11 protein-coding genes are annotated in these 15,221 nt (G+C 67.0%); 9 read left to right on the forward strand and 2 right to left on the reverse strand.

Annotated elements, in window-relative coordinates; translation table 11 throughout:
• Positions 1 to 298: 298 nt before the first annotated feature.
• From AC06DU_RS14655 to mdtD, 5 genes are all read left to right on the forward strand, one after another.
• Positions 299 to 841 (forward strand): shikimate kinase, encoded by a 543-nt coding sequence (locus tag AC06DU_RS14655; RefSeq protein WP_005995037.1) that lies wholly within the window; start codon positions 299 to 301, stop codon positions 839 to 841.
• Entirely contained in the window at positions 838 to 1,950 is a 1,113-nt protein-coding gene (aroB, locus tag AC06DU_RS14660) for a 3-dehydroquinate synthase (RefSeq protein ID WP_184433945.1), read from the forward strand. The genes AC06DU_RS14655 and aroB overlap by 4 nt, the downstream gene beginning before the upstream one ends.
• Before the next feature lie 188 nt (positions 1,951 to 2,138).
• Positions 2,139 to 2,390, forward strand: coding sequence for a WGR domain-containing protein (locus AC06DU_RS14665; RefSeq protein ID WP_006449079.1), 252 nt, complete (start codon positions 2,139 to 2,141; stop codon positions 2,388 to 2,390).
• A 13-nt stretch (positions 2,391 to 2,403) separates the two neighbouring features.
• Entirely contained in the window at positions 2,404 to 3,468 is a 1,065-nt protein-coding gene (hemE, locus tag AC06DU_RS14670) for a uroporphyrinogen decarboxylase (RefSeq protein WP_154832403.1), read from the forward strand.
• A 208-nt stretch (positions 3,469 to 3,676) separates the two neighbouring features.
• A complete protein-coding gene (gene mdtD, locus AC06DU_RS14675) occupies positions 3,677 to 5,098 on the forward strand; it encodes a multidrug transporter subunit MdtD (RefSeq protein ID WP_102253687.1) in 1,422 nt (473 codons plus the stop codon).
• 75 nt (positions 5,099 to 5,173) lie between these two features.
• Here the strand turns inward: mdtD and AC06DU_RS14680 are convergent, their stop codons facing one another.
• On the reverse strand, positions 5,174 to 8,746 hold the full coding sequence (locus AC06DU_RS14680) for a hybrid sensor histidine kinase/response regulator (protein WP_478202708.1): 3,573 nt from the start codon (positions 8,744 to 8,746) through the stop codon (positions 5,174 to 5,176).
• 206 nt (positions 8,747 to 8,952) lie between these two features.
• Positions 8,953 to 12,507 carry a hybrid sensor histidine kinase/response regulator gene (locus AC06DU_RS14685; protein WP_478202709.1) on the reverse strand — a complete coding sequence of 1,185 codons (3,555 nt, stop codon included), beginning with the start codon at positions 12,505 to 12,507 and terminating at the stop codon, positions 8,953 to 8,955.
• A gap of 96 nt (positions 12,508 to 12,603) precedes the next feature.
• Between AC06DU_RS14685 and AC06DU_RS14690 the strand changes: the two genes are divergently transcribed.
• From AC06DU_RS14690 to AC06DU_RS14705, 4 genes are all read left to right on the forward strand, one after another.
• Positions 12,604 to 13,260 (forward strand): YceI family protein, encoded by a 657-nt coding sequence (locus AC06DU_RS14690; protein ID WP_184577756.1) that lies wholly within the window; start codon positions 12,604 to 12,606, stop codon positions 13,258 to 13,260.
• Between the two features lie 2 nt (positions 13,261 to 13,262).
• Positions 13,263 to 13,826: a cytochrome b gene (locus tag AC06DU_RS14695; protein ID WP_054591487.1), complete on the forward strand. Its 564-nt coding sequence runs from the start codon at positions 13,263 to 13,265 to the stop codon at positions 13,824 to 13,826.
• A 10-nt stretch (positions 13,827 to 13,836) separates the two neighbouring features.
• On the forward strand, positions 13,837 to 14,406 hold the full coding sequence (locus AC06DU_RS14700; protein WP_047126975.1) for a YceI family protein: 570 nt from the start codon (positions 13,837 to 13,839) through the stop codon (positions 14,404 to 14,406).
• 150 nt (positions 14,407 to 14,556) lie between these two features.
• Positions 14,557 to 15,189: a cold shock domain-containing protein gene (locus tag AC06DU_RS14705; RefSeq protein WP_478202710.1), complete on the forward strand. Its 633-nt coding sequence runs from the start codon at positions 14,557 to 14,559 to the stop codon at positions 15,187 to 15,189.
• Positions 15,190 to 15,221: the final 32 nt, after the last annotated feature.

Raw genomic sequence — 15,221 nt, forward strand, 5'->3', positions numbered from 1 at the left:
GCCTGCTTCGCCTATGCGCGGCGGTCGACAGGCCTGCGCCGCTGCCAGGACCTGCGGCTGATGCCTGAAAAGCAGGTCGCGCGCATGCTCTTCGGCGTCTTCGCGCCACTGACGCTGGCTGCCAAGCACTCGCCACGGGTTGCGTGCAGCCACTCCATCTTCAGCGGTCGTCCCAGCCGTTGTCCGCGCAGCGTGGGTGTCGATGCTGCTGCGCGCAGCCGGCGGTCGCCGCGCCGGAATGGTTTCAGTCCATGCCGATCGGCCCGATGCGCGGGCCCGAATGCTACGATCCCTGCGCATGAACCCCGCTTCCAATCTCGTGATGGTCGGCCCGATGGGCGCCGGAAAAAGCTGCATCGGCCGCCGTCTGGCCGAGCGCTTCGGGCTGGAGTTCGTCGACGTGGACCAGGCCATCGTCGAGCAGGTCGGCAGCAGCATCCCGGCCATTTTCGAACAGCACGGCGAAGCGCGGTTCCGGCAGCACGAGGTCCAGACCCTGCAGACGCTGCTGGAGCAGGACAACAAGCTGATTTCCACCGGCGGTGGCGCGGTGCTGGATCCGCTCAACCGCCAGCGCATCCGCGCGCGCGGCTTTGTGGTGTACCTGCACGTCAGCGTGCCGGCCCAGCTCACCCGGCTGGCGCGCGACCGCAACCGGCCGCTGTTGCAACGCGCCGACCGCGAGCAGGTGCTGCATGCGATGGCCGCGCAGCGCACCCCGTTGTACCAGGAGGTCGCCGACCTCAGTCTGGAAACCGATCATTTCTCCCCCGCCGAGGCCACCGCGCAGCTAGTGCTGCGCCTGGCCGCGCAATGGCGCATGTCGAGTCCCCCCGCATGACACTTCCCCGTTCCTCGCGCAGCGTCGATGTCGACGGTGCGCAGCCGTACACCATCACCATTGCGCCCGGCCTGCTGGCCGATGGCGCGCGCCTGGCCAGCCATGTGCGCGGCCGCCACGTATTGCTGCTCAGCGACTCGCAGGTGGCCCCGCAGTACGCTGCCGGCGTGCGCAAGGCGCTGCTGCAGGCGCGCCCGGACCTGCAACTGGGCGAGCTGGTGATCGCCGCCGGCGAAGCCTCCAAGACGCTGGACAATTTCGGCGCCGCGATCACGGCATTGGCCGAGCTGGGCGCCACCCGCGACGCCTGCGTGTTCGCACTCGGCGGCGGCGTGGTCGGCGACCTGGCCGGGTTCGCGGCGGCCTGCTGGATGCGCGGGGTGGACTGCGTGCAACTGCCCACCAGCCTGCTGGCGATGGTGGACTCCTCGGTCGGCGGCAAGACCGCGGTGGACATCCCGCAGGGCAAGAACCTGGTCGGCGCGTTCCATCCGCCACGCGCAGTGATCGCCGATACCGACACCTTGCACACCCTGCCCGCGCGCGAGCTGCGCGCCGGGCTGGCCGAGGTGATCAAGTACGGCGCCATCCGCGACCCGCTGTTCTTCCAGTGGCTGCATGCCGAACGCCGCGCGCTGCTGGAGGGCGATGCCGACGCGCTGGCGCAGGCGATCGCGCGCAGCTGCGAGCACAAGGCCGACATCGTGGCGCGCGACCCACTGGAAAAGGGCGAGCGTGCCCTGCTCAACCTGGGCCACACCTTCGGCCATGCGATCGAGACCGAACAGGGCTACGGCGCGCCCGGCAACGACAACCTCAACCACGGCGAAGCGGTCGCGGTGGGCATGGTGCTGGCCGCGCGGCTGTCGGCCGCGCTGGGCATGAGCGATGCGCAGGACACCGACGCGCTGCGCGCCCTGTTGCATGACTTCGACCTGCCCACCGACATTCCGCCCGGCCTGTCCCCGCAGGCCCTGCTGGGGCGCATGCGGCTGGACAAGAAGAACATCGCCGGCCGCCTGCGGCTGGTGTTGTGGCGCGGCATCGGCAAGGCCGAGGTGGTACCCGATGTCGACGAGGCGGCAGTGCTGGAGATCCTGGCGGGCTGAGCAACGCCACTTATCTCCGGCACATTCGTAGAAGCGCCCCCGGGCGCGACAGGGCCTGCCGGTAAATCCCGTCGCGCCCAGGTGCGCTCCTACGTCATCCCTGCTTGCCGACGCTCCCTTCGCAAGCGGAGCAACCCGGCGCGCCCACTGCTCCCAGCCTTCAGCACCGCCCGGCTACAATCGGCGTCATGCGCATCCACTTGCAACACGATCCTGGCGGCAACGCGCCGCTCCGCTACGTCCAGCTGACCCTGCAACCGGACTTGTTCGGCGGCTGGGAGCTGCTGCGCGAAAGCGGCGAGATCGGTGGACGCTCGCAGTTGCGACGCGACCAATACCTGCTGCAGGACGAAGCGGACCGGGCCTTCGACAAGGCGCGCGACACCCACCTCAAACGCGGCTTCCAACTCATCACCGGCGGCGCCGACGCGCCGCGCTGAGGACACACCTCCCATGCTCAAGAACGATCGCCTGCTGCGCGCCCTGAACCGTCAGCCCGTGGACCGCACCCCCGTGTGGCTGATGCGCCAGGCCGGCCGCTACCTGCCGGAATACCGCGCCACCCGCGCGCGCGCCGGCAGCTTCCTCGGCATGGCCAAGAATCCCGAAATCGCCTGCGAAGTGACGCTGCAGCCGCTGCAACGCTTTCCGCTGGACGCGGCGATCCTGTTCTCCGACATCCTGACCATTCCCGATGCGATGGGCCTGGAGCTGTATTTCGTCGAAGGCGAAGGCCCCAAGTTCCGCCACCCGGTGCGCGATGCCGCCGCGATCCATCGGCTGGGCGTGCCGGACATGGAAACCGAGCTGCGTTACGTGATGGATGCGGTGCGCCTGATCCGCCGTGAGCTGGATGGCGCGGTGCCGCTGATCGGCTTCTCCGGCAGCCCGTGGACGCTGGCCTGCTACATGATCGAAGGCGGCGGCAGCAAGGAATACGCGCGCATCAAGGCCATGGCCTTCAACGCGCCGGAGGTGCTGCATCACCTGCTCGGCACCGTCACCGATGCGGTGATCGCCTACCTGTCCGCGCAGCGCGCGGCCGGTGCGCAGGCGTTGCAGGTGTTCGACACCTGGGGTGGCGTGTTGTCGCCGGCGATGTACCGCGAGTTTTCGTTGCCCTACCTCACCCGCATCGCGCGCGAGCTGGAACGCGGCGACGGTGCCGAGCGCACCCCGCTGGTGTTGTTCGGCAAGGGCAACGGTGCCTACGTCAGCGAGCTGGCGGCCAGCGGCGCCGAAGCGGTAGGCGTGGACTGGACCATCGCGCTGGCCGACGCCGCCCAGCGCGCCGGCGGCCGCGTCGCGCTGCAAGGCAACCTGGACCCGGCCACCCTGTACGGCTCGCCCGACGCGATCCGCGCCGAAGTCGGCAAGACCCTGGACAGCTACGCCCAGGGCAATGGCGGCTCGCGCGAAGGCCATGTCTTCAATCTCGGCCACGGCATGTCGCCCGACATGAATCCCGACCATGTGGGCGTGCTGGTGGAAGCGGTGCAGACGCTGAGCAAGCGCTAAGGCGCCACGCGACCAGCCGCGCGTGATGCGCGGTTGGTCGCCGCTAGATCCGGCATGACGCGCGGTGCGAGGCGATGGTCCATCCCGCATGATGTGATGGACTGATCGCAGGACACGCCTTGAAGCCTGGGCCGCGAATGCGCACGTTTTTCTGAGTTCCTGCACATCGGCGTGGGGATAATGCCCTGTCTCCTCGACAGTGGTCGCCATGTCTCAGCCCGTCCCCACCTTGCGCGCCTACGACACCATCAAGCCGCTGCTGTGGCTGGTGTCGCTGGCGATCTTCATGCAGATGCTGGATGCGACCATCGTCAATACGGCGTTGCCGTCGATGGCGCGCAGCCTGCATGAAAGCCCGCTGCAGATGCAGTCGGTGGTCTTCAGTTACGCGTTGGCGGTAGCGATGTTCATCCCTGCATCGGGCTGGATTGCGGACCGCTTCGGCACCCGGCGTACCTTCCTGGCGGCGATCATCGTGTTTACGTTGGGCTCGCTGCTGTGCGCCGCCGCGCAGCAGCTGCCGCAGCTGGTGGCGGCGCGCGTGGTGCAAGGCATTGGCGGGGCGATGCTGCTGCCGGTGGGCCGGCTGGCAGTGCTCAAGACCGTGGCGCGCGCCGACTTCCTGCGCGCGATGAGCTTCATCGCGATTCCCGCATTGATCGGCCCACTCATCGGCCCCACGCTGGGTGGCTGGCTGGTGGAAGTCGCCTCGTGGCACTGGGTGTTCCTGATCAACCTGCCGATCGGCGTGATCGGTTTCATCGCCGCACTGAAGATCATGCCCGACCACTACGGCGATGCACGCCAGCGCTTCGATCTGATCGGCTATCTGATGCTGGCGTTCGGCATGGTGGCACTGTCGCTGGCGCTGGACGGCATCTCCGAGCTCGGCCTGCGCCATGCCTTCGTCATGCTGCTGGCCATCGGTGGGCTCGCCGCGTTGGCCGGTTATTGGTTGCATGCGGCCAGCACGCCGGCGGCGTTGTTTCCGCTGGCCTTGTTCAAGGTGGCCAGTTATCGCATCGGCATCCTGGGCAACCTGTTCGCGCGGGTGGGTAGCGGCTCGATGCCGTTCCTGATTCCGCTGTTGTTGCAGGTCGGCCTGGGCATGAGCCCAATGAACGCCGGGCTGATGATGGTGCCGGTGGCCTTGGCCGGCATGGCGGCCAAACGTGCCGCGGTGAAGCTGGTCGGTCGCTTCGGCTATCGCCGCGTGCTGATGCTCAATACCGTACTGGTGGGCCTGGCGATGGCCAGCTTCGCCTTGATCGATGTGGGCCAGCCGCTATGGCTGCGGCTGGTGCAGCTGGCCTGCTTTGGCGCGGTGAACTCGCTGCAGTTCACCGTCATGAACACCGTGACCCTGCGCGACCTCGATCGCGAGCAGGCCAGCCCCGGTAACAGCCTGCTATCGATGGTGATGATGCTGGCGACCGGTTTCGGCGCGGCGGCGGCGGGCAGCTTGTTGGCCGCCTTCAACACGCATCTGGGCGACAGCCACGGCGCTACGGCAGCGCTCCATGCAACCTTTTTGTGCGTCGGTGGCATCACCTTGTCGTCGACGCTGATCTTCTGGCAGCTGGCCGAAACGCGGCCGCATCCTAAGCAGGTGGAAGAAGTCGCCGAATGACACGGCCGCTGCGCCATCGACCAGCGCCGTGCGCCAGCGCAGGGCCGTGCGCGATTTCAACCGCGGCACACGGCTCTAGATCTCATCGCGCGGGCGTTCGCGCCGCAATGCCTCGGCGATGGTGTCGGCCAGCATGTCGCCGGTGAGCGGCTTGCGCAGGAAGCTGTCGAATCCGGCTTCCTGCGCGGTGGGTTCGGCCTCTTCGTCCGAACGTGCGGTCACTGCGACCAGCGGCATGTCGTAACCGAACACGCGCAGCTGCCGCGCCAGGGCGAAGCCGTCCAGCCCGGGAAGATCCAGATCGAGCAAGGCCAGATCGAAGGGGTTGTCGGCCGCTTCGGTCAGCGCGGCCAGCCCGTGTGGCGCATGCACCACCGAGTGACCTTGCGAACGCAGCAGGCCAACGATGACCTCGGCGATGGTGGGATCGTCTTCCACCAGCAGAATGCGCTGCGGGGCGACCGCGCCGCCGGTGCGCGCCACCTCGCCACCGAGCGTGGCGTTGGAAGCGACCCAGCGCAGCGGCAGATCGACCACGAAGCGCGTGCCCGCGCCCAAGCGGCTGATCACTTCGATATGCCCGCCCATCGCCATCGCCAGTTCCTGGCAGATGGCCAGGCCCAGGCCGCTGCCGCCGTAGCGCGAGGTGGTCTTGGCGCCGTCGCCCTGTTCGAAGCGTTGGAACAGGCGCGCTTTCTGGTCGGCGTTGATGCCCGGGCCGGTATCGGCCACTTCGAAACGCAGCCCCTGATACGACCCGAGCGTGGTCAGCTTGAGCCCGACCACGCCGCGCTCGGTGAACTTGATCGCATTGCTGAGCAGGTTGAGCAGAATCTGGCGAATGCGGGTGACATCGCCACTGGCGGTGATGTCGCCAAGCAGCCCTACTTCCAGGCTGAAACGCAGGCCGCGCTCCTGCGCCAGGGGCGCCATCAGGCCTTCCACCTCGGCCACCAGCTGGCGTACCGAGAACGGCTCCAGATCCAGTTCCAGACGGCCGGATTCGATCCGCGCCAGGTCCAGCGCATCGTTGACCAGGCGCAGCAGATGCGCGCCGGCACGACGGATCGATTCGGTATAGCTGCGCTGCTTGTTGTCCAGCGAGGTCTTGAGCAACAGCTCGCTCATGCCCAGCACGCCGGTCATCGGGGTACGTACCTCGTGGCCGAGCGTGGCCAGAAAGCGCGTCTTGGCCAGCGACGCCTGCTCGGCCAGCTCCTGCTTGTGCACGGCCAGCTGCCAGGCGTTCAAGCGCCGCAGGCGGCGGCGGTACAACAACACCGCCGCGGCGATGGTGCAGAGCGCGAGCACGCCCAGAAACACCAATCCCCATGGCGACAACCACCAGGGCGGCAGCACCTGAAAACGTAGCGTCTGGCTGGCCGACCAGATGCCGTCGGCGGTGCGCCCCTGCACTTCCAGCGTGTAATGCCCCGCGGGCAGCCGCGAGAACTGCCGCTCGCCGCTGGGACCGACATCGATCCAGTCCGGATCGTAGCCACTCAACCGAAATCGGTAGCTGTTGGATTCGGAATCGGCCAGGCTGAGCAGGCGCGCGACGATATGCAGATCACGGTCGCCATCCTGCATCGTCAGCGGCTCTTGCCCGGTGATATCCAGACCACGCTCCCCGCGCCGCAGGCCCACGCGTTCGATGATCAACGGCGGCCTGCGGGTGCTGGGGCGCATCGTGGCCGGGTCGAACACCACCACGCCGTCGGGCGATGCGGCGACGATGCGCCCGCTGCCGGCCTGCACCAGCGTGTTGATCTGCAACTGCTGATTGGGCAGCCCATCGTGCACGCCGTACACCCGCACCAACCTGCTGCCGGGATCGATCCGGATCAGCCCGCGTTGACTGGACACCCACGCCACGCCCCTGGCGTCGACCACCAGGCCGTTGGGTGCCACCAACGGAAACTCCTGCTCCTTTCCGACCGTGTCCAGGTGCTTGAGCCGCTTTCCGTCCCACAGATACCGCCGGATCTCGCCGGCCAACCCGGTCCAGACCACGCCCCCCTCTCCCAGCCGGAACAGATAGGTCGGCAGGGACGGTGTACCGTCGACGGGGACAAATCGGTCGGCGGCGGGGTCCCAGCGCCGCAGGCCGGCGTTATTGCTCAGCCATATCTGACCATCCGGGCCGAGGCGTAGGTCCAGGATGGTCAACACCTCCAGTCCATGACTGCCATTGACGATGGTCCGCAGCAGTTGCCCGTCCTGGTTGCGGATTTGCAGGCCATATTCCAGCACTGTCACCCACAGGCGGCCCTGCGCGTCCTCAGCCATCCAGCCCGGACGGTCCGCCGCACCGTCCGGATCAGGCTCGACGTCCTCACGTAGCTGCAAGCGTTTGACCTGCCCGCTCTGCGGGTCATACCGGACCAGTTTTCCTTCGACGCCGATCCAGACCAACCCGCGCCGGCTTTCGAGCATGGAGTCGGGCGGACGGGCATCGATTTGCGTCAGATGCGTCTGCAATTGGCCGGTCGCCGCATCGAGATACTCCAGCGCATGCCGCGAGCCAGCCAGCCAGACACCGCCCGCAGCCGAAGACGCCGTCGCCAGCACCGACGGATTGGTCAGCGACTGTGGATCAGCACCGTGGTGGGCCAGTACCGCAAAGGTGTCCCAATGCGGAGGCAGGTGCCACAGGCCACCTTCAAGTGCCGCAAACCACAGCCCGCCCTCCCGATCCTCGTAAGCGGCAATCCAGTTGCGCCTGACCAGGCCGTGCGCCGACAGGCTGTAGACCGGCACGCTGCTGATGTCGGTTCCTGCGGTGGACAGGCCCAGGCCGCTGTCGGTGTCCAGCCAATAGCGCCCGCTGCGGTCGTGCAGCAACACTCCCATCACCCGCCGCTTGCTCACGGCCTTCTGCCACGGCTGGGGCCGCGCCTGGCCGTCGGCGTCCACGCGAAACGCGTCGCCGACCACATCCGAGACCCATAAGGTGTTGCCGCTGCGCTCCATGTGCAGCCGGTTGACCGCCTGCGTGGTTCCGGGCAACGACACCCGCTGAAAATGCGCGCCGTCCCAGCGTGCGAGCCCGCCATGGGTCCCGATCCACAATGTTCCGTCGGGCGCGACCTCGAACCCGATCACGCTGTCGGACGGCAGGCTGGTCGGGTCGCTAGGCACGTTGGAAAAGCGCTGCATGCTGCCGTCGGGACGTCGCCGATACAGCCCGTGGGCCGCAGTACCAAGCCAGATATCGCCGTTCGGGGTGTAGGCCAGCGCCCACACCGTGATTTCGCGCAGCTCCGGAAACTGCGGGTTCTCCAGCCGCCTGAACGCGCGCGTCTTGGACTCCAGAAAACCGGCTCCGCCGTTCTCGAATCCCATCCACACCCGATTGTCACGATCGACGCAGATGGTCCAGATCGCGTTGCTGGTCAGCCCTTCTTCCATCCGCCAGATGCGGTAATTGCGGCCATCGAATCTGGCCAGGCCGTCATCGCTGGCGATCCACAGATAGCCCTGCTGGTCTTCGGCAAGCTCACTGACGGTGTCCGAGGGCAGCCCGTCGGCGACCGTGACCTGGCTGGGCACCGGCGTGAGCAGCGCGTGCGTGGCCGCCCGTGCAGGTGGCACCGAGGCGCACAGCCCCAGCGACACTGCCGCGATCAACCAATAGGAAAAACACAAAAAAAGGCGCACTGGACAGGTTTCACGACAAGTCGCCGCATAGTGCGGGCCGCACGCGGTGCGAGCAAGCCCGAGCGAGCCTGCCGCGTGGCTCATCCGTTTCCACTCCTCGGACCGAACAGGCGCATGTACGGGGTCTCGATCTGGTTCACCGATGTTGCATCCGCGCCAGGCGGCAACCGTACGACGGGGCACGCGACGACAGCTTAGTCGACGGCCGGCGCGTCATCCGCATCGGCGGCGTCGGCCAGCACACCTGCCAGTGCCTGTGCCAGCAACTCGCCGGTGACCGGCTTGCGCAGGAAGCCATTGCAACCGGCGGCCATCGCCTGCGGTTCTGCGTCGGCATCGGCACGTGCGGTGACCGCAACGATCGGAAAGCGCACGCCGCGCGCACGCAACTGCGCGACCAGCGCCGCACCGTCGATGCCCGGCAGGTCCAGATCGCACAGCCCCGCGTCGAAGCTGCGCGTACTCACCTCGGCCAACGCCGCCAGACCGTGCAGGACATGGGTGACCCGATGACCACGCGTCTGCAACAAGCCAATGATCACCTGCGCCACGGTCGGGTCGTCCTCGACCAGCAGCAACTGCAATGGCGCCTGTGCCTGGGACGAGCTTGCCCGTGCAGGCGCGGGCACCGCGGGGAGCGCACTCACCCAGCGCAGCGGCAGCTCGACGACAAAACACGCTCCCTGCCCCAGTTCGCTGCTGACCGTCACCGCACCGCCCATCGCCGCTGCCAGCTCGCGGCAGATCGCCAGGCCCAGGCCGCTGCCGCCATGCCGGGCCAGCGTCACGGCGCCTTCGGCCTGCTCGAAGCGCTGGAACAGGCGCCCGCGCTGTTCTGCACTCATGCCCGGGCCGGTATCGCACACTTCGATCCGGATGCCTTGCTTGTGGCTTTGCGGCACCACCGCCACACGCAGACTGACGCTGCCACGCTCGGTGAACTTGACCGCATTGAACAACAGGTTGAGCAGGATCTGCTGCACCCGACTGGCATCGCCATGCAATGCAGGCGGCAGCGCGTCATCCAACTCGCAGGCGAAGACCAGTTGCTTCTGCTCGGCGCTCGGGCGCACCAGCTCGGCCACTTGGCTGATCAATTGACGCAGATCGAAGTCGCGGTAATCCAGCGGCAGCTTGCCGGCCTCGATCCGCGCCAGATCCAACGCATCGTTGACCAGCCGCAGCAGATGCTTGCCGGCCAGCTGGATCGCGCTGGCATAGCCCTGCTGACGGCCATCCAGCGGCGTCTGCAGCAGCAACTCGCTCATGCCCAGCACACCGGTCATCGGCGTCCGCACTTCGTGCCCCAGGGTCGCAAGAAAGCGCGTCTTGGCCAACGATGCCTGCTCGGCCAGCTCGCGTTTGTGCTGGGCCAGCTGCCATTGCGCGCGCATGCGCACACGGCGGCGGTAAGCGGCGGCGAGCAGGCCAGCGAGCAGCACGGCGAGCATGCAGATCAGCGCAATACCGGCATCGCTGCGCCACCACGGCGGAGTGACCGAAAAGCGCAGCGACTGCACCTGCGATGCATTGCCCAAGGGGTCGATCCCCTGCATCTGCAAGACATAGTTGCCCGGCGGCAGCGAGGAGAATTCGCGCATTCCTGCCGCACCGTGCTCCATCCATTCGGTATCGAACCCCGACAGCCGGGTACGGTAACGGTTGGCCATCGGATCGACGAACGAGAGCAGCCGCATGTTGATGCGCAACTGGCGGTCATTCGGCGCGAGCGAAAAGCCACCGAGGATCGGCAACGCCTGACGGCGGTCGGCACGCTGGACGCTTACCGCCTCCAGGCGCATCTGCGGTGTGAATGACGGCACATCCGGCGCCTTGGTATCGATCAGCAGCGTGTAGCCATCTGCAGTCCCGCCGACCAGCACCCCATCGCGCGCCATCAGCAGACAGCGGCGGCTGAACTCCTGGCTGGTCAATCCGTCGCGCGCACTGAAACTGCGGATCTTGGCCCGCGGCATACGTGCATCGATGCGCCACAGGCCACGCGGGCCTGACATCCATACGCGTCCAAGCTCATCGCGTTCGAGACCGTAGGCATCCATTGCCGGAAACCCTTCGGCGGCAACAATCCGGCGCACCCGCTTCCATGCGGCGCCGTCTTTCTGCCAACGCTCCATGCTGCCGGCGCGGTAAAGCCACAGGTGGCTTTGATCCTCGAAGACGAAGCGCTGGATCGGATCGATCTGCAGGCCGGGCACTGCGACGAACCGATGTGACTCGGACTGCCAGACATACATGCCGCCGACGGCGCTCAGCCACAGGTTGCCATCCGGTGCCACGCTCAGCTGACTGGGAATCACCTCTTTCAAGCCATGTGGGTCGGCCTGGGAAATCGTCTCCAGCACGCGTCCGGTCACCGGATTTCGCCGCTGGATCACCTGCTCGTAGGCGCTCCACAGTGTGCCGTCGCCAGACTCGCCCAACCAGATGACCGCCTCGGCAGGCCCGTCGCCGCTGAAATGCTCGAGAGCGCCCGTGCCCAGATCCAGCCGCGACAACTGGTGCTCCCCATTGCCGAGCCAGAGCTGCCCCCGACTGTCCTCCAGGGTCGTCGCAATCTGCAGATCGCGCAGGTCGGGATGCTGGATGCCGGTCTGCACGAGTGCCCCGGTGGACGTGTCGTAACGCAGCAACCGCCCACTGCTGTCGAACTGCCAAAGCCCACCCGATCGGTTGGCTGGCGCAAGACTGCATGCGATGCCCTTGCCCTGGTCGTTGATCTGTCTGAAGGCGGCGGTGCGGCGCCAGTCTTCGCGCAGGTAGGCCAGCCCGCGCCCATGCAGGGGCACCCAGATCCCACCGTGCGGACTGCGCCAGATGGTCGTCACGTGGCGGTTGGAGACCAGCGGCGCATCGCCGTTGTTGACCGGTGTCGGCGGATGATCCGGACGGGTATGCCACAGCCCCTGTTCGGTGCCCAGCCAGAACTCGCCATCGCCAGCGTCGGCCACGGTCCAGGCGCGGTTGCCGGCGGCGAACATCGGTGCCCAGGAGGGCGTATGCCAGGCACCGGACGCGTCCATGTAACGCAGCCCGGTGTCCATCGAAGCCCACAGCCGCTGGCCCACCCACTGCAAGGCGGTGATGCCGCTGCCGTCGCCATCCGGCCGCACCCGGTGCAATGCCAGGCCGTCGTAATACGCCAGCCCGCCCAGCGTGCCGATCCACATCCGATCGCGATCGTCCAGCGCAAGCGCATACACCGGACTTGCCGGCAGCGGCTCCTCCATCTTCGCCAGGTCGAAGGAGGTGAATTTCCCCGCGGCATCCAGACGCAAGACATTGCCGTTGGACAATCCAAACCAGACCTCGTCGCCGCGCCCGGCGATGGCATAGACATCCCCCAGCGCCAGCTCGGGCACGTCGTCGGGAAGATACGCGGTCAGCTTGCGCCGGTCGGCACTGAGCATCGCCACGCCTGCGCCGCCCAAGGCCAGCCAGATCCGATCCTGACGGTCGATATACAGCGCCTGCAAGATATTGCTGCGCAGCGAGTAGCGATCGGTCGGGTCGTTCTGCCAGACCTTGAACTCTGCGCCGTCGTACCTGACCAACCCGTCGGTGGTGGTCATCCACAGATAGCCGGCGCGGTCCTGCGCGATGGCGGTGATCATGGTCGAGGGCAGCCCCTCGGCAGCGCCGACAATGCGGAAGCGCGGAATCGCCGGCACGCCTGCCAACGCCGGAAACGCAGTCAGGGCGGCAAGCAGCACGAACAACAGGTAACGCATGTGGGCATCCTTTCCACGTCCAGCCCGCATGCTCGCAACGGATCGTTGCGAGCGCAAGCCAAGCGCGGTGCAGCGGGATATGTCTAGAATCCGCCCATGACAACCCTCGCCCGCCTGTTGCTGCTTCCCGCCCTGGTCGTGACCAGCCTTGCCGCGACCGCCGCGCCGGTGCGTTACGCGCTGGATCCGGTGCACACGCGGGTGCTGTTCGCGGTCGAACATGCCGGCTTTTCCAAGGCGTTGGGCACCGTTTCCGGAACCAGCGGCACGCTGGTGTTCGATCCGGACGACTGGGCCTCGGCACGGCTGGACGTGACCGTGCCGCTGCACCGCACCGACCTGGGCGATGCCAAGTGGAACGAGGCCACCCTGGCACGCAACCTACTCGACGCCGAGCGCTTTCCCGACGCGCATTTCGTCTCCACGCAGGTGGAAGCCAGCGGCGAGAACCACGCCAAGGTCACCGGCAACCTGACCCTGCACGGGGTCACCCGCCCGGTCACCCTGGACGTCACCCTCAATGCGCTCAAACGCCATCCATTGCCGCCGTTCCGCCGCACCGCCGGGTTTTCCGCCACTGCCACGCTGAGCCGTGCGGAGTTCGGCATCGACGCGTGGAAATCGATGATCGGCGATACGGTGGAACTGCGCATCGAAGCCGAAGCCGTGCGCGAAGGCCGCGCCGACGACGACACGCCGCAACCCCAAAACGCACCCACCGCCCCTGACGCTGCGCCCAGCCCGGAATCCTGAGCATGACCCTGAAGAACATCGAACGCTGGGGCGGTGTCAGCCAGACCCTGCACTGGCTGATCGCACTGCTGATCCTGGTGCTGGGCATCGTCGGCCTGACCATGGGCGAATTGCCCAAGACACCGAAATACTTCTGGGTCTACACCGCGCACAAGTCGGTGGGCCTGACCGTGTTGGCACTGGTGATCGTCCGGCTGGGCTGGCGTCTCTATGCGGGCGCGCCGCCGCCGGTGGCCGGCACCCCACGCTGGCAGGAGCGCATCGCCGGGCTGACCCACTGGCTGCTGTACGCGATGATCTTTGCGATGCCGCTGTCGGGCTGGTTGTACGACTCCACCAGCGGGCTGCGCCCGTTCCGCTGGTTTGGCCTGTTCGCCGTGCCCAAGCTCAGCCCGCCGGACGAACAATTGCGTGCGGTTGCGCACTTCATCCACGAGTGGGGCTTCTGGCTGTTGATTGCCGTGGTGCTGGCGCATGCCGGCGCTGCGCTCTACCACCACCTGTTCCAGCGTGACGCCACCTTGGTGCGGATGTTGCCGCGTGGCTGGCTCTCTTCCAAACCCTAAAGGATTCCCCATGTCGTCCAGGTTGTTCGCCTCTCCCCTGCTGGTCGCCGCCTCGCTGGTGGCCACGTTCGCCACCGCCCCGGTCCTCGCTGCCGACTACGTGCAGGCGCCCGGCTCGTCGCTGGTGTTTGCCAGCAAGTACGACGGTGAAGTGTTTACCGGCAAGTTCCCCGGTTTCGACACCACGCTGAGTTTCGACCCGGCCAATCTTGCCGGCGCCAAGCTCGATGTGCGCATCCCGCTGGCCAGTGCCATCAGCGGCAACAACGACCGCGATTCGACCCTGCAGGGGCCGGACTTCTTCAACGTCGCCAAGTTCGCCACCGCGCGCTACCGCGCCGACAAGTTCCGCGCACTCGGCGGCAACCAGTACGCGGCCGACGGCACGCTGGAACTGCGCGGCGTCAGCAAGCCGGTCACGCTGACCTTCACCTGGACACCCGGCGCGCAGCCGGTGCTGGCCGGCAAGGCGGTGGTCAAGCGACTGGACTTCGGCGTCGGCGGCGGCGACTGGGCCGATACCAAGACCATTCCCAACGAAACCGCGATCAGCACCAAGGTCGTGTTCAAGGCGAAGTAACGCCACCGGCCGCAACCGGACGCGGCCATTGAACGGCGGACTACCTCGTCGGGTCCGCCGTTTTTTTGTGCCTGACGGCCGGATGACACCGCGCGACAGCTAGACTCGGCACTCACCTAACGGACGCTGGCGATGCGCGCACACGGAACGTTGACCCGCTGGAACACCGATCGCGGCTTCGGCTTCATCACGCCGGCGCAGCCGGGGGATGATTTGTTCGTGCACATTTCAGCGTTTCCCCGCAGCGCGGACGCACCACGCATCGGCGAGCTGATTTCCTTCGAGATCGAACCAGGCAAGGATGGGCGACGGCAGGCAGTGCGCGTGATGCGCGCTGGCGCGCAGTCAGCCGGACGTGGCGCAGGCCGGCAGCATGCGGCAGCGCGATCACCATCGACCCGTCGCTCGCTCGGGCTGGGCAAGGTCATATTGCTGCTGCTTGTGGCAGGTGCTGGCGGCTATGCATACCTCAATCGGGACACGCTGATGCCAGGCTCTGCTCCCACTGAAACTGCGTCAGCAGCTACGGAACGGGCACCGGCAAACAGGACGCAGCCAGACCGCGCAGCGCTCCAGAGCTCTCCAGCAATAACGCCAGCTGCAGCGGCAGGCACAACGTCGGCCACACCCGCACCCACGCCGCACTACAGCTGCGGCGGGCGCAAACACTGCTCGCAGATGACCTCCTGCGACGATGCCACCTGGGTGCTGCGCAACTGCCCCGACACAACGATGGACGGCGACCACGATGGCGTGCCCTGCGAGCAGCAGTGGTGTCATTGAATCAATACGGCTGACACCTTGAACGGGCGGCC

The organism is Xanthomonas sp. NCPPB 3200, assembly GCF_056393585.1.